The following is a 26,037-nucleotide window of genomic DNA, read 5'->3' as shown; positions in this document are numbered from 1 at the left end:
GATTCGACCCCTCGGTCGGCACCGACGACGATGCCGGGACGACGGTCCATCGCCCGAATACGTCGGCATGACCGCAAGGAGATGCGGGCGCCGATGCCGCTGACCCGAGCGGTGTCGTTGACGACGCGTGTGACTCTGCTGTCGGCCACCGTCGTGCTCGTCTCGGTCAGCCTGATGGCCGCGGCCGCCTACTTCGTCGTCTACCGCGCGATGTACAACGAGGTCGACTCGCAACTGGAGAGCCGCGCCGACGGCATGACGGTACTCGCCAAGACCGGCCTGCTCAACGAACGACCCGAATCGCTGGTCACCGGCACGGTGTTCTCCACCAACATCTCCCTGGCGCTCGTGCACCCCGACGGCAGCACCTACCTCATCGGGGATGTGCCCTTCGAAGACGTCGAGCGCAGCATCGCGCGGTCGACGCCGCGGCCGGTCAACAACATGCAGAGCCTACGGACCGTGGACAACCAGCGGGTGCTCGCCCGCAAGCTCGCCGACGGCAACACCTTGGTGTTGGCACAGAGCTTGCTGCACACCGATCGGGTCCTCAAGCGGCTGGCCTGGGTTTTGCTGGTCGTCGGCGGCGGTGGTGTCGCACTGGCCGCGCTGGCAGGCACCACCGTTGCACGAGCCGGTCTGCGGCCGGTGGCCCGCCTGACCCGCGCTGCCGAGCGGGTCGCGCGCACGCAGGATCTGACGCCCATCCCGGTCTCGGGCAACGACGAGTTGGCGCGCCTGACCGAGAGTTTCAACACGATGCTGCGCGCCTTGGCCGATTCACGTGATCGGCAGGCCCGGCTGGTGGCCGATGCGGGTCATGAGCTGCGAACGCCGCTCACCTCCCTGCGGACCAATCTCGAGCTGCTGATCGCCGCGAGTGAGCCGGGGGCACCCGCGATGCCGCCGCAGGACATGATCGAGCTGCGCTCGGATGTGATGGCCCAGATCGAGGAACTGTCCACGCTGGTCGGAGATCTCGTCGACCTCGCCCGTGAGGACGCGCCGGAGGTGGTGCACGAGGAGGTCGATCTCGTCGAGGTGATCACGCGATCGTTGGACCGGGTGCGTCGCCGCCGAACCGACGTGGACTTCCACACGACGGTGACGCCGTGGTTCGTCTTCGGGGAAGAACACGGCCTCAATCGGGCAGTGCTCAACGTGCTCGACAACGCCGCGAAGTGGAGTCCGCGTGGTCGGCCAGTGCTGGTGAGCCTGAGTCAGATCGACGCGAACACAGCAGAACTCACGGTGGCCGACGCCGGGCCAGGGATCCCCGAGGAGGACCGGGAATTGGTGTTCGAACGGTTCTACCGATCGACCCAGTCGAGGTCGATGCCCGGTTCCGGTCTGGGCCTGGCGATCGTTCGTCAGGTGGTCACTCGCAACGGCGGAAGTGTGCGGGCCGAGCAGTCCGATCTGGGCGGAACCCTGATCCGGATGACCTTGCCGGGAAGTCCCACCCCTGAGGAACCTTCTCCGCTGATCGTTCGTCAATAAGGGTGACGGTCGCGGCCGCGCAGACCGACCGGCATTCGGTCATCGACCCACCACCTCGATCACTTAGGGTTGAGGGCCAGGGTCGTCGCGAGCCGAGACCTGCACATCGATCGGGACACCCGCCGCCGCGGCGAGGTACGAGAGAGCTGAGGACCAGGACATGACCAGTGGCGGTTCGCACGGCGATCCGTATGGCACCGGACACGGTTCGGGCCAGGGGGCGCACGCCGCTCCGGGTTCTGATCCCGACCGGGGATACGGAGCCGGGCCGTACGCATCACCGTCGCCGTATGGGCCTGCCGCGCAGGACCCGGGCGGTTATGGGCACCACGCCGCCGCGCCCTCCCCGCAGACGAACCCCTATGGCGGGCCGCCGACGAACCCGTATGAGCAGAACCCATACGGCCAACCTGTCTACACTCAACCGGCCTACACTGCGCCGGCGTACACGCAGCCGACGACCGGTCAGCTGCCTGCGCAGCCGTATCCCGGCCCCGGGGTCGGCGGATCGCCGCCCGCGGGGCCAGCTCCTGAGAAGAAGTCCGGAGGCGGCAAGGCGGCACTGGTCGTCGGCGCGTTGGTGCTGGCACTGGTGGCAGGTGGGATCGGCGGTGTGGTCGGTGCCAATGTGCTCGACGACAGCTCGTCGTCGGCGCACAACGGCCCGCTGGGTGGTGACCCGAACAGCAGTGACCAGGGCGTGGTGCCGGCCCCGGCCGGATCGGTTCAGGAAGTCGCGGCCAACGTGTTGCCCTCGGTGGTGTCCATCATCGTGCGGTCCGGCAATGCCGAGGGCGGCGGATCCGGGGTCATCCTGTCCGAGGACGGGGTCATCATGACCAACAATCACGTGGTCTCCGAGGCCGGTGCCGCCACCGCGAGTCAGGTGCTGGTGATCTTTTCCGATGGCACGCGCGCTCCGGCCCGCGTTCTCGGTGCCGATCCCATTTCCGACATCGCCGTCATCAAGGTGGACAAGAGCGGTCTCAAGCCGATCACCGTGGGCACCTCGAACAACCTCGCCGTCGGACAGGATGTGATCGCGATCGGCGCGCCGCTGGGCCTGGAGGGCACCGTCACCACCGGCATCATCAGTGCGCTCAATCGGCCGGTGTCGACGTCGCGCGAATCGGGTACCACGTCGGTGATCGACGCGATCCAGACGGACGCGGCCATCAACCCTGGCAATTCGGGTGGCGCGTTGGTCAACGCCAAGGGGGCGCTCATCGGGGTCAACACCGCGATTGCCACCCTCGGGGCGTCCGCCGAGCAGCAGGGCGGCAGCATCGGCCTGGGTTTCGCCATTCCCATCGATCAGGCGAAGCGGGTGGCCGATGAGCTGACCGAGACCGGCCAGGCCACCCAGGCAGGCCTCGGCGTGTCGGTGCGGGCCAACACCGAGGTCGACCAGCCCGGCGCCTACATCTCCGATGTGACCGCGGGGGGCCCGGCGGACAAGGCGGGTATCCCGCAGGGCGCGGTGGTGACCAAGGTCGACGACCGCAACGTCGCCAGCGGCGACGCGCTGGTCGCGGCCATCCGGTCGCACGCCCCGGGGGACACGGTCACCATCACCTATGTCATCAACGGGCAGACGAAGACCACTCAGGTCACCTTGGAGACCTTGCAGGTCGGGTGACGCCCGGAGCACGATCTTCCTGAACGGGAGCAGAAAGGCAGACAATGAGCGACACCGGATCCACCGCCATCGACCCCGACGACGTGGTCGCCGCAGACGCGGCTGCCCGTGAGTTCGTCGCACGTCATCGTGACGACGACATCCGGCCCACCGAGAGCGGCGACGAGATCGGGCGCGCACTGGTCGTGGTCGTGGATGATCGCGCAGCGCACGGGGAGGAACAGAGTCTGCTGGGGCCACTCGTAGGTGAGTTGCTGGCCGAGGCCGGGTTCCACGTGGATGCCACCGTCGCCGTCTCGGGTGACGAGGTGGAGATCCGTAATGCGCTGAACACCGCGGTGATCGGCGGCGTGGATCTCGTCGTGTCCGTCGGCGGGGTCGGCGTGGGCGCGCGCGACGTCACGCCGGAGGCCACCGAGCCGCTGCTCGACCGGCGTCTGCGCGGTATCGAGGAAGCGGTGCGCAGTTCTGGTCTGGCAGCGGGTTCCGCGGACGGGGGGCTCTCCCGCGGGTTGGCCGGCATCTCCGGTCAGACCCTGGTGGTCAACCTGTCCAACTCGCGTGCCGCCGTCCGCGACGGGATGGCGACCGTCGCCCCGCTGGCCAAGCACGTGATCGAGGAAATCAGCGAGTTCTAGAGTCGACGCCGAGTCCTCCTGTCCAGACCCGTGAACGGCGATGTGGAACAGTCACCGGATCCCCAAGAGACTGGCGGTTCCGGCGATGAACCACGTCGCCGGACCGGCTGGCGTGCCCGTCGGCGGATCGACGACGTGTTCGGTACCGACCTCCCGGACGTGACTTCCGACGAGTGTGAGGAAGGTCACAAGGGGGTAACGCACGATTGGTATGAGGTGAATCGTCCCCCTCATTGGGAATAAGCGAGCCACCTGCGACATAGCCGACCCAGCGTGTTTTCCCTCCGTTAACATTCTCATATCTAGCGATGGCGAATGTGAAGTTCAAGATCGGCAGTGTGGAACCTGAGACACGGCTGAACATAGCTGTTGCCCCGCTGGATATCGCTCCGATAACGTTCGCAACGACGAAGCGCGCGGTGCACTCGAGGGGGCACCGACGGGGAGTCCTGCGATCTGTCGCGAGTGACGACGCAGCAGTGACCAGGGGTGTGCGGAAGGTGACTTCCAGCGAACCGAAACCGACATGGGTTCGGTTGCGGGGCGGGGGTCCGCAGCCCACGAGGGTCGACCCGTGCGTACAGAGGTGTGCGCTGCGGGGCAACAACCGAATCCTGTGAGAGGGAACGAATGAGCAAGTTCAGCAAGCTTGGGCTGCGTCGCGCGGCCGGTGCATGCGCAGTTGCCGCAGTGGCGGCTGTCGGCCTGGCCGGTGTGGGGGCGGGCACTGCAGCAGCAGCTCCGCTGGCCAACGGCAGCAAGGTCATCGAAGGAATCGACGGTGAGCGGGTCTTCACCCAGCGCACCGGCGAGTCGCAGTACTCGGTTGCGCGTGTTGCTTACAACGGCGGCCTCGGACGCACCGCGCTGATCTCGGGCCTGTACAAGGCACAGGCCAGTGCCGGCGTCGGAGGCAACCTCAAGGTCCAGATCCTGGCCGGCTGCCAGATCGACGTCAGTGACATCGGAGCCAGTGGCTCCGGCGGCATCACCCTGTCGGCCACCCCGTCGATCTCCATCAGCGGTGGTCTGATGTTCCCGATCAGGCCGGGCGAGGCAGCACTCTACGACGTCACCGACAAGGACCTCTCGGACAGCGGTCTGGCTCAGATCCAGCTCCAGGATTTCGAGATCACGTTCCCCAACTGTGGCGGTTACGCATCGGCACGCAGCGTCACCAAGGTGATCGCGGCCAAGGGTTACGAGGTCAGTGACGACGATGACGTCGCCACCGGCGAAGGCACCCTCATGCAGTCGACGCTGTACGGCCAGCCGTTCTTCGTCAGCTGACCGGTAGCAGATACCAGCCACAACTCTCGAGACTTATCTGCTCCGCGCAGATCGACCTTCCACTAAGGGGAATCATGAAGAACATCATCACGCGTCGCGCAGCCGCGGCCGCCGGTGTCGCCGGCGTCGCGGTGATGGGCGTGACCAGCCTCGGCGCCGGTGGCGCCGCGGCGGCTCCGGTGCCGAACACCACCATCACCAAGACCCTCGTCGATGGCACCCCCGTCACGATCCAGCTGTTCGGCCAGAACGCCAACATCACCCAGCCGCTCATCCCGTTCCCGACCACCCGTGAGGTCTGGGTGTCGGGCAAGGTCCGCGTCACCGTCGGTGGCGAGGCCGAAGGCGGCACCGTGTCCGCCGGTTACATCGTGGGCTGCCAGGTCAGTGTCGGACTCGGCGCCGAGGGTGGTGTCACCGGCGGTGCTGAGGCGACCCCGAACACCGACGGCGGCGTTGACGTCGCTCCGGACGGTGCGGGCACCGCAGGCGCCAGCATCTCGCTCGGCCCGGGTGAGGCCGGCTACGTGCCGATCGTGCAGGAAGCCGACAGCGACGATGACGCCGTCAACTCCTACACCTTCACCGGCAATCGTGGCGGTGTCGCCTACAGCCAGGAGAAGTTCGGTGTGACCGGCTGTGGTGGTTACGCCGAGGCCAAGGCCAAGATCAAGGTCACGGTCAGCACCGACTCGGTCAAGGGTGTCATCACCCTGTACGGCCAGCCGTTCAGCCTGGGCTGATCGCATCGGGGTCCGCGATCGCGGACACCACAACATTCCGCAAGGGGCGGGATCGGGTAATCCGATCCCGCCCCTTGCGCGTGTGCGTTGCCGGACTTCCGGCGCAGATCAGCTCCCGAAGAACGGGAACGGGAAGAAGGGCTGCGGCTGCTGGCGACGACGCGGCTGGGGGCTCGGCGTGCGACGTGTGGAGCGATTGTTGGTGCGGCCCTTCTGGCCCGGCTTGTGCGGCATGCTGGTGCAACCTCCGTGTCGATTGTTTGTTGTCGGTGTCGGCGGATGTCTCCGTCGACTCCTGCGACAGTAGGGAGGCAACCTTGTCGTCGGCTGCCGGATCGGCTGTCAATGAGCTGGGAGCCGATGCGGCTGCCCCGCAACGACTTCGGGCCGCGCTCGAGGAGAGCGCGGCCCGAAGTCGTTGCGGTTTCAGCGGGAGTGACGTCCCGGTGCATCCGGCGGCGGGTACTCGCCGGGGAATTGTCCCTGCTGCGGATGGCTTCCCGGCGGGTAGGTGCCCTGCGGATAGCCGCCGGGAGGGTAGTTGCCCTGCGGAAAACTGCCCGGCGGCGGATACGACCCCGGTGCGGGTTGCGGTGTGGGATACGGCGGATTGGTGGCCGGGCGGGACTGGGCTTCCACGGCTGCCGGCGGGGGAGTGGTGAGTCGTTGTGTCGCACCCGGTTCCGCGCGATCAGACGGTGCGCCCGGCTCCCGCAGATGCTCGGGCAGATCGCTCTGGGCCTCTTCTTTGGCCTTCGATGTGCCTTCCGGATCGAGCAGATCCCGGATCTCGGTGAGCAACGAGACCTCGCTGACCTCCGACTTCTTCCCGAATCCGCCGAGCTCGGAGAGCTTGTTGTACGGCACGATGATCAGGAAGTACACGACGGCCGCGATGATCAGGAAGTTGATGACCGCGGTGATGAGGGCGCCGATGTTGACGAAGGTCGACGGGTTGTCGGTGATCTGGAAGCCGAGACCCTCGGCGGCGTCGGTCCCGATCGGAATCGCGTTGATCAGCGGCTGGATGATCTGATCGGTGAAGGCGGAGACGATGGCAGTGAAAGCCGCTCCGATGATGACCGCGGTGGCCAGCTCGACGACATTGCCCTTGAGTATGAAGTCCTTGAAGCCCTTGAGCACGGTGTGCGGTCCTCTCGTGTTCAGTTCCCGCTCTGTCCGGTATTCACTTCGCTTGCAGGTCAACGGTCATGAGTGCGCCAGACGCAGGCCGCGTTCGGCAAACCTATCCAGGATCGTAAACGACCATTGCACTGTTTCGCCGGAAGCGCGCCGTTTTGGCAGGTCAGTGCACGACGACGGTGAGCGGGCCATCTAGTCCGGCGGCGGCGACCTGGTGGGCGTCGCCCTCGTCCATGGCCAGCAACACGGGTCGACCGGGTCCGCTCCCCGGGGAGAGTGCGCTGGCGCTGCCCGGCCCGACGGTCAGGGCGACGATCGCGCCACGGGCGAGCACAGCGCTCGGCGCGGAGTCGTTGTCGCGCACGGTGAGTACGTCCACGACGTCGCCTTCGCGTAGTAACGATGCGACCGTGTCGTCGGCGAGCGCGACGGGCACCAGCCGCGCGTCCCGCCGTCCGGTGAGTTGTGTGGGCAGGTGTGCGGACAGGAGTCGGACGTCGGTGAGGATCTCGCCGCCGCGGACACGCCCCACCAGGGTGCGACCGATGGCGTCGGCAGTCATTCGCAATGCGCCTGTCGGGACCAGTCCACCCGGCGCGCTGGTCACGGTCAGGTCTTCGGGAGCGACGGTGTGTCCCGGGAGCAGATCGTGAGCCGCCACCACCACCGCGCGCGATTCGTCGCTGCGATGATCCACGACAGCCGTGATGATCGCGGCGATCACCAATGCTGTCGACACCGCCCTGCGGATGATGATCGACCGAGCCCACCCTGGATGCGTCAGATGTCGTACGCGGTCGACAAGGCGAGGGGACAGTTCGCTGCGGAACAAGGCCGGCATGCGGTCACGGTAGGCCCGCCGGTCCCGCGACCCGCGGGCTCGACAGTGATCTGTGGACAGCGGCCGCACCGTTCACAGCTCGCTGCCGCCATCAGGTGACGCGCGCACACCGAGATGGTCACAGCCCGACGCCGATACCCATCGGGGTCGTGGGCCGATTGGACCCGGTTGCAGGCTTCGGGGAGAATGACCGAACGGTGTGCCGGGAAGTCTGGTCGGCTCCTGTCGTCGAGTGGGCAGGGATGTAATACATGTGTGCCCGGCCTGCGACCGATGACCAGGAGAGTTGATGTCCACAGTTGGTGACCAACATTCGTCCGCCGCCGATCGCTTCCGTCGGTGGATCTCCCTCGACACCCCTAGTGGGGCACTGTTGCTGATCGCCGCGGTCGTGGCGGTGATCTGGGCGAACTCACCGTGGGAGGCGGCATATCACTCCCTCGCCGAATTCGAGTTCGGGCCGGCGAGCCTGCACTTGCATCTGTCGCTGGAGGAGTGGGCCGCAGACGGACTTCTCGCGATCTTCTTCTTCGTCGTCGGAGTGGAACTCAAACAAGAATTCGTGATGGGCAGCCTCCGCCAACCGAAACAGGCCGGTGTGCCCATCGCTGCGGCTCTGGGTGGGATGGTGGTGCCCGCACTGTTCTACGTCGTGATCGTCGGCGTCGGCGACCCCGACGCACTGAACGGCTGGGCCATCCCGACGGCAACCGACATCGCTTTCGCGCTTGCCGTGCTGGCGATCTTCGGGCGCGGGCTGCCGCTGGCGCTGCGTACCTTCTTGCTCACCCTGGCTGTGGTGGACGATCTGCTGGGCATCACCATCATCGCGACCTTCTATACCGAGACCATCGACTTCCTGATGTTGGTGATCGCGCTCGCGCTGATCGTGGTGTTCGCGTTCCTCGTGCGGATGCGGAAAACCCACTGGTGGATGCTCATCCCGGTCGCAGTGGCCGCGTGGGGATTCATGCACGCCTCGGGCGTGCACTCGACGGTCGCCGGGGTTCTCCTCGGTTTCGTGGTGCCGGCCAAATATGTGCACGGAGAGAAGGAATCGCGCACGCACCGGTTCGACGACGCGGTACGACCCGTGTCGTCGGCGGTGGCGCTGCCGATCTTTGCCTTCCTCGCCGCGGGGGTCACCGTGGTGGGTACCGATGCCGAGCTCATCCAGCCGGTGTCGATCGGGATCTTCCTCGGCCTCGTGGTGGGCAAGTTGATCGGTGCGATGGGGGTGACCGCGCTGATGACTCGGTTCACACCGCTGCGGTTGCCCGACTCGATCGGGGTGCGTGACCTGCTGCCGGTCGGTTTCCTGACCGGGATCGGCTTCACCGTGGCGTTGCTGATCGACGAGCTGTCCTTCGTGGACACCGATCCGCACGCCGAAGCCTCCAAGACCGCGATTCTGGTCGGCTCGCTGGTCGCGGCGACCTTGGCCGCGTTGTGGCTGCGGTGGGACGCGCGGCAGACACGTGCGGCGGATATGAACCGGGACAACGTGCCCGACCGCAACATCGACGTTATCGGCGGCTGACCTCCCACCGGCTCGCGCCGGCGGAACCCTTTTTCTCGCCGACGGAACCCTCTTTCTCGCCGACGGCACCCGCGGCCGCGCCGACGGCACCCGTGGCTGCGCCGGTGGAACCCACCATGCCGTTGACCGAACCTGCAATTGCGTCGACGGAACCCACATGCCTGCACCGTCGACGACGAGCCACCATCGAACTCCCGCAGGTCCTCACCGTGTCCCGCAACGACAACGGCCGTCTACCTCGTGAGGTAGACGGCCGTTGATTCGTCGGTCGATGGCCCGTTGGGCGCTCAGGGAGCGTCGGCGGTCTCGCGGGTCTTGCCCGTGACCGGGTCGTAGTTCTCCCAGAAGGTCGCGCCCATGATGCCGAGCGCTTTCGGATCGAAGGTCGGGTCCTGGCCCAACTTCTGCTGACGCTCGTAGTCGCGAAGCGCCTTGAAGGCGGGCTGTTGCAAGATGATGATGCCCACGATGTTGAGCCAGGCCATCAACCCGACGCCGATGTCGCCCAGTGTCCAGGCCTCCGACGCGGTCGACACGCATCCGATGACCACCGACACCAGGATCAGCGCCTGCAGCAGTAGTGTCAGGTTGGCGCCGAGCGTGCTACGCAGCGGCTTGATCTCGATCGTCGCAGCCTTGCCCATGAGGAACCGCAGGTTGGTCTCGGCCATGTAGTAGTAGGCGATGATCGTGGTGATGCAGAAGAACAGCAGCGAGATCGCCACGAACGAGGAACCGGCGCCGCCCCAGAACGAGTCGAAACCGGTCTGGACGAAGGTCGGGCCCACTGCCACGTCGGCCGGCAGGATGCCGCCCTCGGCGATGACCGAACCGTCGGCGGATTCACCTTCGAACACCCGGTAGGCACCGGTGGACAGGATCAGGAACCCGGTCGCGGTGCAGATGAACAAGGTGTCGACGTAGACCGCGAACGCCTGGACCAGTCCCTGCTTGGCCGGGTGTGAGACCTCGGCGGCGGCCGCTGCATGCGGGCCGGTGCCCTGACCGGCCTCGTTCGAGTAGATACCGCGCTTGACGCCCCACATGATCGCCGAGCCCAAGATGGCGCCGAACGCCGCATCCGCTCCGAAGGCGCTCGCGAAGATCGTGCTGATGACGTTGGGAACCTCCGAGGCATTGAGAGCCACGATGATGATGGCGAAGAAGATGTAGATCACGGCCATGAACGGCACCACGATCGAGGCGAAGCTGGCGATGCGTTTGACCCCGCCGATGATGACGAACGCCAACACGATCACCGACCCGACCGCCACGACCCATTCGGAAAGTCCCCAGGCTTCGTTCATGGCGACCGCCATCGAGTTCGACTGGACGCTGGGCAGCAGCAGTCCGCAGGCGAGTACGGTGACCGCGGCAAAGACCAGGCCGTAGACCTTGAATGCGCCGCTCGCGTTGGTGTGGGCCATCGCCCGGCTGAAGTAGTAGGCCGGACCGCCGCGGTACTCGCCGGTCAGTCGGTCCTTGGTCTTGTAGATCTGGCCCAGGGTGCACTCCACGAACGACGTGGACGCACCGAGGAAGGCGACCACCCACATCCAGAACAGCGCACCCGGACCGCCGAAGGCGATGGCCGTGGCGACACCGGCGATGTTGCCGGTGCCGACGCGGCCCGCCAGGGAGATGGTCAGTGCCTGGAACGAGGAGACCCCCGACGGTGACTTCTCGCCGCGGAACATCAGCCGGATCATCTCCGGGATCTGACGAACCTGGACCAGCCGGGTTCGTATCGAGAAGAAGACGCCTGCGGCCAGGCAGAGGAACACCAGTGCGTTGCTCCAGATGTAGCCGTTGATATCGCTGAGAAAATCGCTCATCGGCGGAGTCCGCCCTCTCGGAGTCAGATGACCGGTCCCGGGTCCCCGCACCCGGAGTTCATGTGCGTAACACAATCGCATGTCGACCGGCGGGCCGCACGATGAACGGACATCGTTGGCACTCGGAATGGCGGAGTGCCAAAATCGGTTACACTGTGCAACGATCACTAGTCTTCCGGAGGTTATCGGTGCCCACTTACTCGTATGCGTGCACGGAGTGCGACAACAAGTTCGACATCGTGCAGTCGTTCTCCGACGATGCACTCACCGAGTGCCCGCAGTGCACTGGCCGACTCCGCAAGCTGTTCAATTCCGTCGGCATCGTGTTCAAGGGCAGCGGTTTCTATCGCACGGATTCGCGCAAGTCGTCGTCGGCGAGCGAATCGTCGTCGACGTCGGAATCGTCGAGCAGCTCGTCGTCCGGCAGCTCCTCGGATTCGTCGAGCAGTTCGTCGGCGAAGTCCGACAGCACGTCGGCCACGGCGCCGGCCGCGTCCTGACCTGACCTGCTTCCCGCTCCGCGCGGCACAACGCAACGACGGGTCAACCCAGCTCGCGGAACCCACCGTCGGGTGTCAGAGCCCACCGGACACGGACGTCGTGCGGCGCGGCGGGTAATGATTCGACGAGTTCGTCGTCGTAGACCACCGCGATGATCTCGGCGGTCAGCCCGGTCAGCGTCCGGTCGTAATACCCGGCTCCGCGGCCGAGTCGGTTTCCCGTCTTGTCCACGGCATAGGCGGGCACGAAGATGACCGACGCCGCCTCGACGGCGTCGGAGCCCAATCGATGTCCGATCGGTTCCAACAACCCCCAGCGTCCACGCGCCAACGACTCGGCGCCGTCGTAACGCACCCAGTCGAGCGCGGTGGGTTCGCCTGCCGGTACCGCCGGCACGATGACGGACACCCCGCGGTCGATGAGCGCGTCCAGCAGACCCGGTGAGCCGGGCTCGGCGCCGAACGGGACATAGGCGGCGACGGTGACGTCGTACTCGAGCCGGAAGGGTGCCGATGAGACCCATCCGGCCAGGTTGTCGGCCGCCTGCTTGCGTGCCGCGAACGGTCGCGCCACCCGGCGCTGTTCGAGTTCGGCTCGCAAACGTCTCTTGGTGGATCGCACCCGACCGCCCTCTCCTCGTCCGCCTCGTCGGACCACGCCGTGAAACATCGCACCCGGGAATCTGCTGGCCACACGACAGGATGTTGCCGGCAAACAGCACTAGGGTGGTCGCATGAGCACCAGTGACGTGAGCCAGAATACCGACGTGTTCACCGAATACGAATCCGTGCCCAACACCCCACCGATCCCGCGAACCGCGGTGGTTCCCGCAGCGGGTCTGGGTACGCGGTTTCTTCCAGCAACCAAAACCGTTCCCAAAGAGTTGTTGCCGGTGGTGGACACTCCCGGAATCGAACTCGTCGCCGAGGAGGCGAAATCGGCGGGCGCCGAGCGACTCCTGATCGTCACCTCGCCAGGCAAGGACGGCGTGGTCGCGCACTTCGTGGAAGACCTGGTGCTGGAGAACACCCTTGCCACGCGCGGGAAGGCGGCGATGCTCGCGAAGGTGCGCAAGGCTCCCTCTCTACTCGAGGTGGCGTCGGTGGTTCAGGAGAAGCCGCTCGGACTCGGACACGCGGTCGGTTGTGTCGAGCCGTACCTGGACGACGATGAGGACGCCGTCGCGGTGCTCCTGCCCGACGACCTGGTGCTGCCGGGCGGGGTGCTGGAAGTGATGTCACGTACGCGACAACGTCGTGGTGGATCGGTGCTGTGCGCGATCGAGGTGCCCGAAGATCGCATCAGCGCATACGGGGTCTTCGAGGTGGAGGACCTGCCCGACGCCAACAACCCGAACGTCAAGCGGCTCAAGGGCATGGTCGAGAAGCCGGCCGCCGAGGACGCGCCTTCGAATCTCGCCGCCGCCGGGCGATACATCTTGGACCGCAAGATCTTCGACGCGTTGCGTCGAATCGAACCGGGCGCGGGTGGGGAATTGCAGCTGACCGACGCGATCGCGCTGCTGATCGAGGAGGGCGAGCCGGTTCACGTCGTGGTCCATCACGGGACGCGGCACGACCTGGGCAATCCGGGCGGGTACCTGAAGGCCGCGGTTGACTTCGCGCTCGATCGCGACGACTACGGGCCCGACCTCCGCGACTGGCTCGGCAAGCGCCTCGCCGACAGCTGACCGACGGCGACGACAGCGCGCCTGCGCCATTCGGCGGCAACCTCCGGCTAATGTCTGGTCAAGTCTGTCAGCCGAGATGGGGCGAGAGGTGAGATGCGTTCGGTCGAAGATCATCTGACCCGGGTGACCGCTGCCGCGGTGGCGCCGCGGCCGGTGCGTGTCGCGATCTCTGAGGCGCAGGGCCTGATGTGTGCCGAAGAGGTGGTCACCGAACGGCCCATGCCCGGCTTCGACCAGGCCGCGATCGACGGCTATGCGGTGCGGGCGGTCGATGTGGACCTGGCCGGCACGATCGCACCCGAAGACATCGAGGACTTCGATCCCGGTGGGGCGGAGCTGGTGGATCTCGAACCCGGCACGGAGATGATCGTGTCCCTGCCGGTGGTCGGGTCGGTGGAACCCGGCGCACGCACACCCACCCGGCTGCAGCCGCGCCAGGCGGTCCGCGTGGAGACCGGCGCGCCGATGCCCACACTGGCCGATGCCGTCGTCCCGCTGCGGTGGACCGACGGCGGCGAGAAGAAGGTCAAGGTCGGCCACGCAGTCGAGAGCGGTGACTATGTTCGCCGGATCGGCGACGACGTGCAGCCCGGCGACGTCGCGGTGCGTGCCGGATCGATCATCGGGCCCGCGCAGGTGGGTCTGCTGGCAGCGGTCGGCCAGGCGCGCGTGATGGTCCATCCGCGGCCGCGGCTGTCGGTGATCTCGATCGGCAGCGAACTCGTCGACATCGATCGTTCGCCGGGGCCGGGACAGATCTACGATGTCAACAGCTACGCCTTGGCGGCCGCGGCCCGCGACGCCGGTGCCGACGTCAACCGGGTGGGCATCGCCGAACGGGAGATCTCCCGAATGCGGGAAGTCGTTGAGGCGCAACTGATCCGGTCCGAGATCGTGGTGATCTGCGGGGCCGTGGGAGGCAGTGCGTCGCGGGCCGTCGCCGAGGCGCTGAGTGATCTGGGTGAGCTCGAGATCCTCCGGGTGGCGATGCACCCGGGGTCGGTACAGGGATTCGGTCGTCTCGGGCGCGACGAGGTGCCGACCTTCCTGTTACCGTCCAATCCGGTCAGTGCATTGGTCACCTTCGAGGTGATGGTGCGCCCGTTGATCCGGATCGCCCTCGGCAAACGTCAGCCGATGCGACGGGTCATCACCGCCCGGACCATCGGACCGATCGCCTCGGTGCAGGGCCGTAAAGGCTATCTGCGCGGCCAGTTGATGCGCGACGAGCGTTCCGGTGAGTACCTGGTGCAGGTGATCGGCGCGTCGCCCACGGGCAGTTCCCACCTGCTCGCCGAACTCGCCGAGGCGAATTGTCTGATCATCGTCGAACCGGATGTGGAGGAGCTGGCCATCGGCGATGAGGTCGAGGTCGCGTTCCTGGCGCAGCGCGGTTGACGCGGACATAAACTCACTCTCGTGTTGAGGTGGTTGTCGGGGGCGCAGATCAATCCTGGCTGGCCCGCGACATTGGGTCCCCTGCATACGCAGGCGGGCGCGGTGATGTTGCGCCCGGTCAAGATGCGCGACGCCAAGGCCTGGAGCACGTTGCGCATCCGAAACCAGAACACGCTGATGCCGTGGGAGCCGACCGGGATCGGGTCGTGGGCCGAACGTCACCAACCCAGTGCCTGGCCACCGCTGTACTCGGTGCTCCGGTCGGAGGCCAAACGCGGCAGTGTGTTGCCCTTCGTGATCGAGCTGGACGGCGTCTACATCGGGCAGCTCACCATCGGCAATGTGCAGCGCGGTGCGGTGCGCAGCGCGTGGATCGGGTATTGGGTCGACGCATCACATGTCGGCCAGGGAATCGCCACCGCGGCAGTGGCGCTCGGTGTGGATCATTGTTTCGGTCAGGTCGGGTTGCATCGTCTCGATGCCACCGTGCAACCCGCCAACGTCGCTTCCCAAGCGGTCCTGACGAAGGTCGGCTTCCGTCGCGAGGGCTTGTTGGAGCGCTACATGGACGTCAACAAGCGCTGGCGTGATCACATCCTGTTCGCGTTGACCGCCGAAGAGGTCACCGGCAGTGCCGCAGAGACACTCGTCCGGTCCGGGCGCGCTTCCTTTCACTGAGCCCCCCTCGCGCGCGGCGGGCTGAGAGCGCCCTGTGAATCCGTCGAATGTTCATGGGCCTCGGCGCGTCTGCGCTGGGTGCACTGTCCGTGCGCCTAAATTGTGAGGTGGCCTCGTGTAACCAGAGTGAAAGAAGGGAGAGTCGCATGCCGAACTCAGTCTTGTGGGTCTGCCTCGTGGCCGTATGGCTTTTCGTGCTGGTTCCGATGGTCATCAAGGGCCGACCGCAGATGCGGAAATCCACAGTGGCCGCGAAGGAGACGCGTCTGTTGCACCGCGGCGGGACGCGAACCCGCAGCGACCGTCGACGCTCGGCCGGATCTCACCCGCATGACCCGTCGTGGACGTCGCGGCGCGCGAAGTCCGACCGCGCCGAGTCGGCCACCACGGTCCTCGACGAGGAGGATGACGAGCGGGCCGAAGGCGACCAGTCCGACGTCGAGAACGTCGATTCCGATCGGTTCGACGCTGACCACGACACGATCTCTGCCGATGCGGACGCCGACGACGACGCAGTCCAGACGACGATGCGGCGCGCGAGGGTGGCCGACACCGTTGCGCCGAGCGTCGACGACACCGACGGTTCCGATATCTCCGCCGATTGCGACCTGGAAGACGAGTCGGACGCGGACCACGATGCCGATCACGACGAGGAGATCACCCTCGACGGAGAATTCGTCGACGCCGAGCGTGACGACGTCGACGAGGAACTCGACGACGTGGAGGATGCCGAGATCGCCTCGATGGAGGAGACGGCGACCGGGGAGCACGAGCCGGCCGACCTGGATGACGGTGACCTAGAGGGACCGACTGACGATCACGAGTTCGACGACGAGTTCGTGGACAGCGATTCCGAGTTCGCGACCGACGACGCCGATGACGCCGATGACTACGAAGATGATTACGACGTGGACGACGAGTATGGCGCCGACGACGAGTTTGACGAGGTCGAGTTCGACGACTCGAATGACTATGACGCTGACGACTATGCGGACGCCGACGAGTACGACGATCTGGCGGATGACGTCGAGACCGACCGCGACGGTGTGGCCGAGGCGCCCGCCCGTTCCCGGCGGCGAAGCGCGGATACCGCTTCGCGGTCGCGACGACGTTCGGTGTACTCACCGGATGCCCGCCAGTCCGAACTCCGCTACCGGGAACGTCAGCGTGTTCTGATCGGATTGCTGACGCTGCTGGTGATTGCCGGTGGCGTCGGCTTCTTCGTCGGGTTAGCCGGCTGGATCGCCACCGGTGTCCTCGCCGTGATGCTCGTGGCCTACCTCGGCTACCTGCGCCGGACCGTCGCGCTGGAGCAGAAGATTCGCGCTCAGCGGGCCGCACGGGCGCGCCGGTCCGAACGTGAACTCGCGTCGCGTCAGCGTCGGGCCGACGCGGCGGCGGCGTTCGAATCCGCACCGCCGCCGCCCCGGTTGCGGCGACCCGGGGGTGCCACAGTTCTCGAGATCGACGACGAGGACCCGGTCTTCGACCATCTGCCGCCGTTCCAGCGTCGGCGCATCATGCGCGAGGACGACGGCCTCAGGCGGGTCGCCGGCTGATCGCCGCAGGGTGATCGGCGATCCACTTGCGGCCGCGACGCGTTGCCTGTGACAACGCGAGGCGTTCCCCGATATAGGTCACCGGAGCCCCGACCACCGGGATGTAGGCGAGCATCCGCAATGGCAGGACGGGCTGCGGACGCCGATCGAACTCGTCGGAAAGACCGCGCAGGATCGTGGCGATGTCCCAGATCGCGCCGATCAGCGTGGTGCCGTGGTGCTGGTCGGCGTCGTGCGCGTCGGTGTCGGCGCGATCGGCAGCGTGGTCGACCGTGGTGGCCGACATCTCCCGGTTGCACAGCACCGACGCCAGCAACTGCACCTGGTGGGCGCGGTCGGTGACCCCGTACTCGCGGGCGATGGCGATGAGCACGATGGCCTGATTGGCGAAGCCGAGCACGGAGGCCAACGGAAGTCGACGCGTCCAGCCGCCGAAGACGCCGGGGTAGGCCACGGCCACTGTGTTGACGGTGCCGATCCGATTGACCCACCAATCGGCGCGGTCGTGCATCGAGCGGCGCGTCCAGCCCTGCGTGCCCGGCCAGTCGGCGGCGTCGAGGCCCTGGGCGAGTAGATGCAGCGCGCGTTGTACTCGGGAGTCGGGGTGGGGGTCGTCGTGGAAGGTGTGCTTCTTGAGCCCCAGTGGGTCGCGCCGGGCCAGCGTGTCGAGCACCGGGTTGATACCGGCCACGGCCCGGTCGAGCACCCCCGCGACCTGGTCATCGGACATTTTCGCCATGCCGCGAGGTTAGCCCGCTCCCGGGCCGGCAAACATTTCGCCGAGTCCGCGAGCGAGCCGGTTTCGTGGCGGTGCGGTGGTTTGGTTGCACCGGGGTGCGGGCTGCTAGAGTGGCCAACGGCCGGTCACACGACCGCCCGGGGCTATGGCGCAGTTGGTAGCGCGACTCGTTCGCATCGAGTAGGTCAGGGGTTCGATTCCCCTTAGCTCCACAGAATCCGCCTTGAATGCACCCGACACAGCGCCGCCGCCGACACAATGTCGACGGCGGCTTTGCGTCGGGCGCTTTTGTCTGGAGCATTTCGGTGTCGAGTGCGGTGAGGGTACTCACGCCTGGCCGATCGTCGATCCGCTCCGCCGCGAGCGACGTATATTCTCCGGTGTGCTGTGTGAATTAGTGCCCCGCGCCGGAAGTTCGTTGATGAGTTCGACGTGCAGGCAGTGCGTCGCCTCGTTGGCGTCACCGCCCAGAGGGGCGTGATCTTGGATGGCAGACCGTCGGGGTGACCATACAGGTCAGGGTGACGAGCAGGCGGGGCGCCGAGCGATGCTCGTGGTCGCATCCATGGCGCAACCGGTGATCGTTATCGGCGCTGATGGATGCGTCGAGATCGCCAACGCGGCCGCGCGCAGCGTGTTGGATCTGGGATCTGACATCACGAGGGCGCGAATCGACGATGTCGGCCTCGACTTCGCCGCCACCGAGATGTCACCGATTCTCCGGTGCGTGCAGGCCGGGGAACCCTTCGACGATCACATCGCCACGATCATCGCGCCGCAGGGACGGCGCTGGCTGTCGTGCAGCGGCCGCCAGATCGCGCACGACGGGACGCTCGCGGCGGTGGTCACGTTCACCGATATCACCGAACGTCACCAGGAAACCGCTCGACTCGAGTGGGACGTGAGTCGATTCGAATGGCGGGCGTTTCACGATGATCTGACGGATCTGCTGAACCGCGCAGGCACACTCGCCGCCATCGGCGATCACTTGGCGACGCGTTCGGCGCCGCTGGACAGCGTGGGCGTGTACTACGTGGATCTCGATGGTTTCAGGGTGATCAACGATTCGTTGGGGCGGACGGTCGGCGACGACATCCTCACCGCGGTGGGCGGCCGGTTGCGGGACGCCTTGGGCACCGATGCCGCCATCGGCCGACTCGGTGGCGATGAGTTCGTGGTGGTCGAGCTCATCCGCGACGACCTGAGCGCGCGCCTCGAGAACCAGGTCTCGCGCATCCGAGAGCTCGTGGACCAGCCCATTGCGCTCGACGGGCGAACCGAACGGATCACCGCGTCGGTGGGGGTGGCCGTGGCCCGCCATTTGGTGGATGATCCCGCACCGGTAGACATGTTGCGCGACGCCGAGATCGCCTTGCAGGAGGCGAGGACGAACTCGGCCGGCCGGCCGTACACCTCGTTTCGCCCGCAGTACCGTTCGGACCGGTTGCGGCGGCAACGCATCGAGTACGAACTACGGAACTCGGTGAATTCCGACCCCGGCCAGCTGTACTTCGACTATCACCCGGTCGTGGATGTCGGGCGCGGGCACGGGCGGGTCGCGCTGGAGGCGCTGATGCGTTGGCGCCACCCGGAGTTGGGCCAGGTGTCGCCCGGTGAGTTCATCGCGATCGCCCGGCGCACTGATCTGATCGAACAACTCGGAGCACACCTCGTGGACACCACGATGCGTGAGTTCGTCGTGAACGAGCGGACGACCGATGGACTGACGTTGTGTCTGAACTTCACTCGTCGTGAACTGGCCGACCGTCACTTCGTACCGCGCCTGCAGTTGGCGCTCGGTGACGCCGGATTGGACCCCGGCCGCTTGTGCGTGGAGGTCTCCGAGCGAGATCTCGCCGCCGGGGACCGCACGGGCATCCGGGCGACGATGACGTCGATCCGCGACCTCGGATGCCAGCTCGCCATCGATGACTTCGGTACGGGCGGAATGTGTTTGAGCGACCTGTACCAAATGCCCATCACCACCATCAAGACGGCCAAGGCGTTTGTCGACGACATGGAGGACGGCGCGGCCGACGAGGCCGACCGCGCCGAACAGATGTTGACCGGCATCGCATCCGCCGCGCACGCGTTGGGGATCACGGTGATCGCCGAGGGGGTGGAGACGTCTCGGCAGGCTGCGGCGATCGTGCGCGCCGGGTGCGACTTCGCCCAGGGGTTCTTCTACGCCTTCCCGCAGCGGCTGGTCGACATCGACTGAGTGTGGTCAGTGCACCAGGATGCGCCGCGCAAATCCATTCAGGTGCCTGCGCAAGGTGGCAATTCGCTGTTGCCGAACCGCTTCGGGGTCGTCGCCGGCGAAGATCGCCGACGGCCTGGTCCGAACGTTCGCCGAACACTCGAACCGCGAACACATGAGAATGCCCACCGTGTCGCCTTTGCGCCCCGCGGCTCCGGCGAGTTTGGCGCTGTAAAACGACACTTCGTTGGGCAGGTGGACATCTTGGCAGAACGAGCATTGCGGCCGGGTTCGTGGTTGCCGACCGCCCAGGCGCAGCATGATTCCGACGTCGGTGTCGTCGTGTGGAATGACGAGATAGCCGACCTGCGGCAGTTTTGGATCCCGCCAACCCAGGAAATCCATTTCCTCCCAACGCAATTCGGTATAATCGAGCGGCAGGCTCAACGCCTTGCGCTCGCGGACCGAGGCGTTGACGAGCGAGGAACGGATAGCGGATTCGGTAAGTGCATACATGTGTATCGATGACCTCATGTCGTGGGGTGTGAAGGCATGCGTCTGCCGACGTGGTCCGAGCGGAGTCACGTCGACGGGGCAGGGCGGTCAGTTGTCGGCGCGCACGACGCCGGCAACCTCCGCACACCCGGTGGGCAACGACACGAATGAGTACACGGTGGGTCATCGTCGTCGTCGACGGTTGAGGTGTCAACGTCATTTCGGCTGCCGCGCATGTCACCAGGAGCAACAGGCATGACGCGCATCACGATGATTTGGCCGGGTCGACGGGCCTCGCGTAGCCTGGTCTCATTGATGCACCGATCAGGTGCGGTCAACGCGTCGTAGAACGCTTCTTCGACAGGCTTCAAGCGCCTGCTCTTTGACTTCATACGGCGAACGAACACGCACAGATGCGTCTTCGCCATCCGACCCCGACCCGCGGTCTGACGCTGCTCGGTGTCCACAGAGAAAGACGGACCTTGTCCACTACTTTTGCTTCACTCGGCGTACCTGCCGAACTCGTCCGTGTCCTCGCTGCCGAGGGCAAGACCGAGCCGTTCCCGATCCAGGCCGAGACCCTCGGCGACACCCTGGCCGGCAACGATGTGATCGGTTCCGGCAAGACCGGCTCCGGTAAGACCCTCGCATTCGCCATCCCGATGGTCGCCGGGTTGGCCGAGATGGAGGTCACCCGACGACCGGGCGCACCCACCGGCCTGGTGCTGGCGCCCACCCGCGAACTCGCGACCCAGATCGCCGCGGTGCTCACCCCGTTGGCCAAAGCGCTGAACCTGACCGTGACCACCGTCTTCGGTGGCGTCCGCCAGAATCGGCAGGAGGAGGCGTTTCGCCGTGGGGTCGACATTGTGGTCGCGTGCCCCGGTCGGCTCGAAGACCTGATGGGCCAGGGCATCGTGCGACTCGACGATGTCGAGATCACCGTGCTCGACGAGGCGGATCACATGGCCGATCTCGGCTTCCTTCCCGGTGTCACGCGCATTCTTGCCGCCACCCCGCGCGACGGGCAGCGCATGCTGTTCACCGCCACGCTCGACAACGGGGTCGACAAGGTCGCCAAGCGCTTCCTGAGCAAGCCGACTGTGCATTCCACCGAGGAGACCACGGCTCCGGTTCAGATGACCCACCACGTCTTCGAGGTCGACCCGGGCGCCAAGAACGATCTTGTGCGCGAGCTCGCCTCCGGGCGCGGGCGTCGAATCCTGTTCACCCGCACCAAGCATCAGGCCAAGAAGCTGGCCAAGAAGCTCACCGACGGCGGAATCCCGGCCGTCGACCTGCATGGCAACCTCAGCCAGGCCCAACGCGACCGGAACCTCAAGGCCTTCGGTGGCGACGGGGCGCGCGTGTTGGTGGCCACCGACGTCGCGGCGCGTGGCGTGCACGTCGACGGTGTGGAACTCGTGGTGCACGTCGACCCGCCCGCCGAGCACAAGGCCTACCTGCACCGTTCGGGACGTACCGCACGCGCGGGCAGCAGTGGCGACGTGGTCACCGTCTGCCTGCCGGATCAGCGCCGCGACGTCGCGGGACTGCTGCGTAAGGCAAACATCAAGGTGGCGCCGACCCGCGTCGATGCGGCCTCCGTCGAGGTCGACGATCTCATCGGCCCCCGCGCCGAGTTCGTGGCGCCGCAACCCAAGCCCGTGCAGAATCCGCCCCGTAACGCCGCACCCCGTGGCCAGCGCGGCAATGGCGGACGAGGACGTGGGCAGGGCGCGCGTCGCCCGAGTGACGGCCAGCGGCGGCGTGGTGGCACCGCCCGCCGTGGTGGCCGCGGTGCTGCCGCCGCGGCTAGCCGGAGCAGCGCGGGAGCGCGGTAGATCGCAGGGCACCAGCGTCGTGCGGAACGTGAGGCCGACCACCCGGGTCGGCCTCACCGCGAGTTCACGCGACGCCGAGCGCTCGCATGCCGGCCGTGACGCCGGCCGCGAGCAGGATCACGATCATCAGGGGTGCCCGGCAGACTGCTGCGACCACGCCGACGGCCACTCCGGCCGGACGGGCCCAGCCGGCGAACTCCTGACCGGCGAACACCGCGCCCGTCACCGCGACACCGACGAGCAGCAGGATCGCCGCCCGGTCGAGCAACGCGGCCGCGGTCGGGCTCACCTCGTAGCGGTTGCGTAACGCCGGTCCGGCCACCCGGATGAGGTACGTACCGACAGCGAGCAGTGCCGCTCCGGCCAGCAGGTCGATGGTGCTCATGGTGCGTACTCCTGCAGTTGATGGTCGACGGGGGTGCCCTGGGCGGCCGGGGTGCCACGTCTGTCTCCGGGGTCGCGTGCGATCACGGCCAGACCGGCCAAGGCGCACAGGATGGGCACCCCGGCCGGTAGGAGCGGTGTCGCCGCCACGGCTGCTGCTCCGCCGACAAGGGCGGCGCACAGCGTTTTTCGTTCGCGCAGTGCGGGGATGGCGAGTGTGGCGAGCAGTGCGGGGAAGGCTGCGTCGAGACCGAGCGACGCCGGGTCCGCGACGATCTCGCCGATCGCGACCCCGATGGCCGACCCGAGTGGCCAGCTGACCAGCACTCCGGCGCCGCAGAGAAGGAAGGCGGCGCGAGCCCGCCGCTGATCGGTTTCGACGGCCGTGACCGCGGCGGTCTCATCGTTGATCAGGTGGGCGGCGAGCGCTGTCGGCCATCCGCGTGGAAGGAAGCGCCCCATCGACAGTCCGTAGCCGAAATTGCGTGTGTTGACCACCAGACCGGCGAGCGCGGCGAGTAGGGGCGCACCGCCCACCGCGATGATGCCGACGAACACGAACTCCGAGGAGCCGGCGAGGACCACAGTCGCAATGACGACGATCTGCCACCAATCCAGGCCTGCGGAGTGGGCGGTGACGCCATACGACGCGCCGATGACCAGCACGGACATGCTCATGACGAGCACTGTGCGAACAGTGGCACGATCAAGTGTTCTCCGAAGCGAACGCATGTCCACTATAGTGGACCTATGCCAGGTGTTCGTCAAGATGGACGATCGTCCTATGAATCGAACGATCCGACGGATGTTGCTCCGTCGGATCCCAAACGCGTCGTTGCTGCCGCGCTCAAGCGGGAACGGACCCGGGCGGGATTGTCGATCGGCGAACTGGCTCGGCGCGCCCGGATCGGGAAGTCGACCCTGTCGCAGCTGGAGACCGGCGAGGGGAACCCGAGTGTAGAGACGCTCTGGGCACTCTCGACGGCGCTGGGAGTGCAGTTCTCGGCATTGTTGGACACACCGACCCGGTCGGTGGAGGTGATTCGATTCGGCGACGGTCCACTCATCCCGGCTGCCGCAGCCGACTACTCGGCGACCCTGCTGTCGACAGCACGGCCCGGAACGCGGCGCGACCTGTATCTGATCCGTGCGCAGCCGGGTGAGCCGAGAATCTCCGCGCCGCACGCCCGCGGCGTGGTGGAACTGGTGGTGATCAGTAGCGGTAGAGCGAAAGTCGGGCCCACCGGCAGCGAGGTGGAACTGGCCGCGGGTGACTACGTGTCGTATGCGGGCGATGTCGAGCACGTGTTCGCCGCGCTCGAACCCGAAACCGTTGCCGTCATGATCAGTGAATCGACCTGATCGCGGAATGATGCCTATCGGCGAAGGATCTGATCACGCCGGTGCGAAGCGGCGGCAGAGACCGGCGGCCAGCCACGGGCGCGCGCCCCAGGCGAACGCCCGGCCGGTCACGGCCGCCCACGTCGGCGACATCCGTCCGTACGCCGCCAGCATGGCTACCACCGGGTCGACACTGATGTGCACGTCGGGATGGCGCGACTGCGGTGGGTCGATCACGAGTCGGCCGTCGGTGAACTCGTAGACATACCTTTCGTCGCACCCGCGGAGGCGGATGTCATAGGTCGCCGAATGTCCGCCGCACGATGACTCCACCAGCCACCGAGGCAGCACCTGATGGCGCCCGCGCGCCACGAGGGGCGCCACCTTCGGGTCGATCTGCCACGACGCGCCGACGGCGGTGGCCACGTCGTGACCGTGGATGAGGAACTCGCCGATCAGGATGCCCAGTGCCGCGTCGGACCGAACCTGTGAATCCGCATCGAAGTTCATCACCGGTACCCGGGCGCCGAAATGTGACACGGTGTAGAGGAGGCGGTCCAGGTCGTCGAGGAATCGCTCGGTCAGCCGATGGATGTCCCGGGTCGACATGTTCGCTATCTGCTTGGCGTTGAAATCGGGTAGGTCCGTGGGCCGGCGCGGCCACGAACCCGTGCCCTCGATCAGTTCGAGGTAGCGGCCCGGCGTGGCGGCCACGTGGCCGAGGCAGTCGACCACGGTCCATCCCGGGGTGCTCGTGAGGCGGGCGTCGGGTTCGGCGACGGTCCGCACCAACTCGGCGAAACGTTCCCCCGAATCGCGCGCGGCGTCGATGTAATCGAACCGCGAGTACATTGTCCTCACCCGTGGCACCCCCTGAACAAGTGGATGCCAGGATATCTCGGAACCGTTTGGCGGACAGGGGAATCACGACTGTTCACCTGGAATGTGCGGTGGTGAACTCAATTGCTGTCAGTGATCTGGTGTGCGCCGCCGCAGTGTGAGATCTGGGACAGTTGTCTCAGTCGGTGGCCCCCGATGGCGCTGCCTGCCTCGTCAGATCACCGGCTCTTCGCCTCGGGTCGATGCTTCGCCGGACCGCACGACAATCACGCCGACGACGATCAACACACCACCGACGAGTTGCACAGCGGTGGGTAGTTCGGCGAGTGCTGCCCAGGCGAAGGCGACTGCGAACAGCACTTCGGACAGTCCGACGAAACTCATCACCCGCGACCCCAGGCGTCGGCCGGCGGCAATACCCATGGAGTAGGCAACAGCCGCGCTCACCACCCCCAACACGACAGCTGGTACCCACCACGGCATCGACCGGCCGGCGAGCGTCACGTCGAGTGACGACGTCGCCATCGGCAAGACCCCCACCAGGCCGGCCACTGCGAGGATCACCGCACCAACCGTGAGCCCGCCCGCCGCCAGCGTCAACGGCGGTAGCGCGATCCGGTCGTCGGCGGAGATCACGAAGTATGCCGCCGCACCCACCATCGCGATCAGGGCCCACAAGACACCGATCACGTCGGTGCCGACGTCACCGCGCAGATCGAGCACGAGTGCGAGACCTGCCAGCGCAATCACCGCACCCATGATGGTCAGCCGCCCGGGGCGTTGGCGGTGACGCAGCCACATCCAACCGATGACGGCCACGGGTGCGGTGTACTCGATCAGCAGCGCGACCCCCACCTGCAGGTAGGTCACCGCGTAGAAGTAGGCGAGCTGGCAGGTGGCCACGGCGAGAGCGCCGTAGGCGAGCAGGATCGGCCATGCGTGGCGCAGCGCACCCCAGCGGCCGCGCAGTGCGACGACTCCGGGAACGAGAAGAATCGCCGCGCCGAGCGCGATCCGTACGGTCACGGTGGCGCCGGCGGTCCACCCGGCATCGATCATTGCCCGGGCGAGCACGCCGGACAACCCGAAGGCGGCCGAGGAGCCCAGGCCGAGCACCAGACCCGTCGACGTGCGTGACCGGATTGTCACGACACCGGTCGGCGTGCATCATGCCCGGTACGGGGACACCATTGGCTCAT

General features: G+C 66.6%; 26 protein-coding genes and 1 tRNA gene. 15 read left to right on the top strand and 12 right to left on the bottom strand.

Going from position 1 to position 26,037, the window contains the following annotated elements:
• Nucleotides 1-30: 30 nt before the first annotated feature.
• The 5 genes from VX037_RS02410 (at nt 31) to VX037_RS02390 (ending at nt 5,810) form a co-directional block, all read left to right on the top strand.
• A complete protein-coding gene (locus VX037_RS02410) occupies nt 31-1,500 on the top strand; it encodes a sensor histidine kinase (protein WP_235724705.1) in 1,470 nt (489 codons plus the stop codon).
• 160 nt (nt 1,501-1,660) lie between these two features.
• A complete protein-coding gene (locus VX037_RS02405) occupies nt 1,661-3,139 on the top strand; it encodes a S1C family serine protease (protein WP_287015567.1) in 1,479 nt (492 codons plus the stop codon).
• Between the two features lie 44 nt (nt 3,140-3,183).
• Entirely contained in the window at nt 3,184-3,777 is a 594-nt protein-coding gene (locus VX037_RS02400) for a MogA/MoaB family molybdenum cofactor biosynthesis protein (RefSeq protein WP_235724703.1), read from the top strand.
• Between the two features lie 630 nt (nt 3,778-4,407).
• Nucleotides 4,408-5,067 carry an MspA family porin gene (locus tag VX037_RS02395; protein WP_266059775.1) on the top strand — a complete coding sequence of 220 codons (660 nt, stop codon included), beginning with the start codon at nt 4,408-4,410 and terminating at the stop codon, nt 5,065-5,067.
• Between the two features lie 74 nt (nt 5,068-5,141).
• On the top strand, nt 5,142-5,810 hold the full coding sequence (locus VX037_RS02390; protein ID WP_266059773.1) for an MspA family porin: 669 nt from the start codon (nt 5,142-5,144) through the stop codon (nt 5,808-5,810).
• Nucleotides 5,811-5,918: 108 nt separating this feature from the next.
• On the opposite strand, the gene VX037_RS02385 is transcribed toward VX037_RS02390, so the two are convergent.
• The 3 genes from VX037_RS02385 to VX037_RS02375 all read right to left on the bottom strand — a co-directional run bounded on the left by VX037_RS02385 (nt 5,919) and on the right by VX037_RS02375 (nt 7,794).
• The gene (locus tag VX037_RS02385) at nt 5,919-6,044 is read right to left on the bottom strand and encodes a hypothetical protein (protein ID WP_268900385.1); all 126 of its coding nucleotides are present in this window, start codon (nt 6,042-6,044) and stop codon (nt 5,919-5,921) included.
• A 192-nt stretch (nt 6,045-6,236) separates the two neighbouring features.
• Complete coding sequence (gene mscL / locus VX037_RS02380; RefSeq protein WP_266059770.1) at nt 6,237-6,953, bottom strand: large conductance mechanosensitive channel protein MscL; 717 nt, start codon at nt 6,951-6,953, stop codon at nt 6,237-6,239.
• A gap of 163 nt (nt 6,954-7,116) precedes the next feature.
• Complete coding sequence (locus VX037_RS02375) at nt 7,117-7,794, bottom strand: SAF domain-containing protein (RefSeq protein WP_235724699.1); 678 nt, start codon at nt 7,792-7,794, stop codon at nt 7,117-7,119.
• A 289-nt stretch (nt 7,795-8,083) separates the two neighbouring features.
• On the opposite strand from VX037_RS02375, the gene nhaA reads away from it, so the two are divergent.
• Entirely contained in the window at nt 8,084-9,334 is a 1,251-nt protein-coding gene (gene nhaA, locus VX037_RS02370) for a Na+/H+ antiporter NhaA (RefSeq protein ID WP_328713073.1), read from the top strand.
• Here the strand turns inward: nhaA and VX037_RS02365 are convergent.
• Both VX037_RS02365 and VX037_RS02360 read right to left on the bottom strand, forming a co-directional pair.
• On the bottom strand, nt 9,321-9,491 hold the full coding sequence (locus VX037_RS02365) for a hypothetical protein (protein ID WP_235724697.1): 171 nt from the start codon (nt 9,489-9,491) through the stop codon (nt 9,321-9,323). The genes nhaA and VX037_RS02365 overlap by 14 nt on opposite strands.
• Before the next feature lie 130 nt (nt 9,492-9,621).
• Nucleotides 9,622-11,169, bottom strand: a complete 1,548-nt coding sequence (locus tag VX037_RS02360) for an alanine/glycine:cation symporter family protein (RefSeq protein WP_328713072.1) — start codon at nt 11,167-11,169, stop codon at nt 9,622-9,624.
• A gap of 188 nt (nt 11,170-11,357) precedes the next feature.
• Here VX037_RS02360 and VX037_RS02355 point away from each other — a divergent pair, with 188 nt between their 5' ends.
• Nucleotides 11,358-11,669 (top strand): FmdB family zinc ribbon protein, encoded by a 312-nt coding sequence (locus tag VX037_RS02355; protein ID WP_266059765.1) that lies wholly within the window; start codon nt 11,358-11,360, stop codon nt 11,667-11,669.
• Between the two features lie 43 nt (nt 11,670-11,712).
• On the opposite strand, the gene VX037_RS02350 is transcribed toward VX037_RS02355, so the two are convergent.
• Nucleotides 11,713-12,291: a 5-formyltetrahydrofolate cyclo-ligase gene (locus tag VX037_RS02350; protein WP_235724694.1), complete on the bottom strand. Its 579-nt coding sequence runs from the start codon at nt 12,289-12,291 to the stop codon at nt 11,713-11,715.
• 112 nt (nt 12,292-12,403) lie between these two features.
• On the opposite strand from VX037_RS02350, the gene VX037_RS02345 reads away from it, so the two are divergent.
• The 4 genes from VX037_RS02345 (at nt 12,404) to sepX (ending at nt 16,995) form a co-directional block, all read left to right on the top strand.
• Nucleotides 12,404-13,360: a UTP--glucose-1-phosphate uridylyltransferase gene (locus VX037_RS02345; RefSeq protein WP_235724693.1), complete on the top strand. Its 957-nt coding sequence runs from the start codon at nt 12,404-12,406 to the stop codon at nt 13,358-13,360.
• Between the two features lie 93 nt (nt 13,361-13,453).
• Nucleotides 13,454-14,758 (top strand): molybdotransferase-like divisome protein Glp, encoded by a 1,305-nt coding sequence (glp, locus tag VX037_RS02340; RefSeq protein ID WP_235724692.1) that lies wholly within the window; start codon nt 13,454-13,456, stop codon nt 14,756-14,758.
• A 21-nt stretch (nt 14,759-14,779) separates the two neighbouring features.
• On the top strand, nt 14,780-15,436 hold the full coding sequence (locus VX037_RS02335) for a GNAT family N-acetyltransferase (protein WP_235724691.1): 657 nt from the start codon (nt 14,780-14,782) through the stop codon (nt 15,434-15,436).
• Nucleotides 15,437-15,582: 146 nt separating this feature from the next.
• Nucleotides 15,583-16,995: a divisome protein SepX/GlpR gene (sepX, locus tag VX037_RS02330; protein WP_328713071.1), complete on the top strand. Its 1,413-nt coding sequence runs from the start codon at nt 15,583-15,585 to the stop codon at nt 16,993-16,995.
• Here sepX and VX037_RS02325 read toward each other — a convergent pair.
• Nucleotides 16,976-17,734, bottom strand: a complete 759-nt coding sequence (locus VX037_RS02325; protein WP_328713070.1) for a hypothetical protein — start codon at nt 17,732-17,734, stop codon at nt 16,976-16,978. The two genes, sepX and VX037_RS02325, sit on opposite strands and share 20 nt — an antisense overlap.
• Before the next feature lie 139 nt (nt 17,735-17,873).
• Here VX037_RS02325 and VX037_RS02320 point away from each other — a divergent pair.
• Nucleotides 17,874-17,946, top strand: a tRNA-Ala gene (locus tag VX037_RS02320).
• 353 nt (nt 17,947-18,299) lie between these two features.
• Entirely contained in the window at nt 18,300-19,955 is a 1,656-nt protein-coding gene (locus VX037_RS02315; protein ID WP_328713068.1) for a putative bifunctional diguanylate cyclase/phosphodiesterase, read from the top strand.
• A gap of 6 nt (nt 19,956-19,961) precedes the next feature.
• Here the strand turns inward: VX037_RS02315 and VX037_RS02310 are convergent, their stop codons facing one another.
• Nucleotides 19,962-20,450 carry an FBP domain-containing protein gene (locus VX037_RS02310; RefSeq protein WP_235726179.1) on the bottom strand — a complete coding sequence of 163 codons (489 nt, stop codon included), beginning with the start codon at nt 20,448-20,450 and terminating at the stop codon, nt 19,962-19,964.
• A 461-nt stretch (nt 20,451-20,911) separates the two neighbouring features.
• Between VX037_RS02310 and VX037_RS02305 the strand changes: the two genes are divergently transcribed.
• A complete protein-coding gene (locus VX037_RS02305; protein ID WP_328713066.1) occupies nt 20,912-22,273 on the top strand; it encodes a DEAD/DEAH box helicase in 1,362 nt (453 codons plus the stop codon).
• A gap of 64 nt (nt 22,274-22,337) precedes the next feature.
• Here VX037_RS02305 and VX037_RS02300 read toward each other — a convergent pair whose 3' ends face one another.
• On the bottom strand, nt 22,338-22,658 hold the full coding sequence (locus tag VX037_RS02300; protein WP_235726177.1) for an AzlD domain-containing protein: 321 nt from the start codon (nt 22,656-22,658) through the stop codon (nt 22,338-22,340).
• A complete protein-coding gene (locus tag VX037_RS02295) occupies nt 22,655-23,389 on the bottom strand; it encodes an AzlC family ABC transporter permease (RefSeq protein WP_328713065.1) in 735 nt (244 codons plus the stop codon). Before VX037_RS02295 ends, VX037_RS02300 begins: the two co-directional genes overlap by 4 nt.
• A gap of 18 nt (nt 23,390-23,407) precedes the next feature.
• Here VX037_RS02295 and VX037_RS02290 point away from each other — a divergent pair, with 18 nt between their 5' ends.
• Nucleotides 23,408-24,019: a helix-turn-helix domain-containing protein gene (locus tag VX037_RS02290; protein WP_235726175.1), complete on the top strand. Its 612-nt coding sequence runs from the start codon at nt 23,408-23,410 to the stop codon at nt 24,017-24,019.
• A 33-nt stretch (nt 24,020-24,052) separates the two neighbouring features.
• On the opposite strand, the gene VX037_RS02285 is transcribed toward VX037_RS02290, so the two are convergent.
• Nucleotides 24,053-24,850 (bottom strand): maleylpyruvate isomerase family mycothiol-dependent enzyme, encoded by a 798-nt coding sequence (locus tag VX037_RS02285; protein ID WP_328713240.1) that lies wholly within the window; start codon nt 24,848-24,850, stop codon nt 24,053-24,055.
• A 201-nt stretch (nt 24,851-25,051) separates the two neighbouring features.
• Complete coding sequence (locus VX037_RS02280) at nt 25,052-25,987, bottom strand: EamA family transporter (RefSeq protein ID WP_328713064.1); 936 nt, start codon at nt 25,985-25,987, stop codon at nt 25,052-25,054.
• Nucleotides 25,988-26,037 lie beyond the last annotated feature (50 nt).

Origin of the sequence: Gordonia sp. Z-3 (assembly GCF_036233855.1) — a bacterium.
Classification (GTDB): Bacteria; Actinomycetota; Actinomycetes; order Mycobacteriales; family Mycobacteriaceae; genus Gordonia; species Gordonia tangerina.
This window is presented reverse-complemented; position numbering and strand designations above follow the sequence as displayed.

Coding starts and splice junctions, on each gene's coding strand:
- VX037_RS02410 (WP_235724705.1), top strand. CDS start 31: ATGCCGGGACGACGGTCCATCGCCCGAATACGTCGGCATGACCGCAAG.
- VX037_RS02405 (WP_287015567.1), top strand. CDS start 1,661: ATGACCAGTGGCGGTTCGCACGGCGATCCGTATGGCACCGGACACGGT.
- VX037_RS02400 (WP_235724703.1), top strand. CDS start 3,184: ATGAGCGACACCGGATCCACCGCCATCGACCCCGACGACGTGGTCGCC.
- VX037_RS02395 (WP_266059775.1), top strand. CDS start 4,408: ATGAGCAAGTTCAGCAAGCTTGGGCTGCGTCGCGCGGCCGGTGCATGC.
- VX037_RS02390 (WP_266059773.1), top strand. CDS start 5,142: ATGAAGAACATCATCACGCGTCGCGCAGCCGCGGCCGCCGGTGTCGCC.
- VX037_RS02385 (WP_268900385.1), bottom strand. CDS start 6,044: ATGCCGCACAAGCCGGGCCAGAAGGGCCGCACCAACAATCGCTCCACA.
- VX037_RS02375 (WP_235724699.1), bottom strand. CDS start 7,794: ATGCCGGCCTTGTTCCGCAGCGAACTGTCCCCTCGCCTTGTCGACCGC.
- nhaA (WP_328713073.1), top strand. CDS start 8,084: ATGTCCACAGTTGGTGACCAACATTCGTCCGCCGCCGATCGCTTCCGT.
- VX037_RS02360 (WP_328713072.1), bottom strand. CDS start 11,169: ATGAGCGATTTTCTCAGCGATATCAACGGCTACATCTGGAGCAACGCA.
- VX037_RS02345 (WP_235724693.1), top strand. CDS start 12,404: ATGAGCACCAGTGACGTGAGCCAGAATACCGACGTGTTCACCGAATAC.
- glp (WP_235724692.1), top strand. CDS start 13,454: ATGCGTTCGGTCGAAGATCATCTGACCCGGGTGACCGCTGCCGCGGTG.
- sepX (WP_328713071.1), top strand. CDS start 15,583: ATGCCGAACTCAGTCTTGTGGGTCTGCCTCGTGGCCGTATGGCTTTTC.
- VX037_RS02325 (WP_328713070.1), bottom strand. CDS start 17,734: ATGGCGAAAATGTCCGATGACCAGGTCGCGGGGGTGCTCGACCGGGCC.
- VX037_RS02315 (WP_328713068.1), top strand. CDS start 18,300: ATGGCGCAACCGGTGATCGTTATCGGCGCTGATGGATGCGTCGAGATC.
- VX037_RS02310 (WP_235726179.1), bottom strand. CDS start 20,450: ATGTATGCACTTACCGAATCCGCTATCCGTTCCTCGCTCGTCAACGCC.
- VX037_RS02300 (WP_235726177.1), bottom strand. CDS start 22,658: ATGAGCACCATCGACCTGCTGGCCGGAGCGGCACTGCTCGCTGTCGGT.
- VX037_RS02295 (WP_328713065.1), bottom strand. CDS start 23,389: ATGCGTTCGCTTCGGAGAACACTTGATCGTGCCACTGTTCGCACAGTG.
- VX037_RS02290 (WP_235726175.1), top strand. CDS start 23,408: ATGCCAGGTGTTCGTCAAGATGGACGATCGTCCTATGAATCGAACGAT.
- VX037_RS02285 (WP_328713240.1), bottom strand. CDS start 24,850: ATGTACTCGCGGTTCGATTACATCGACGCCGCGCGCGATTCGGGGGAA.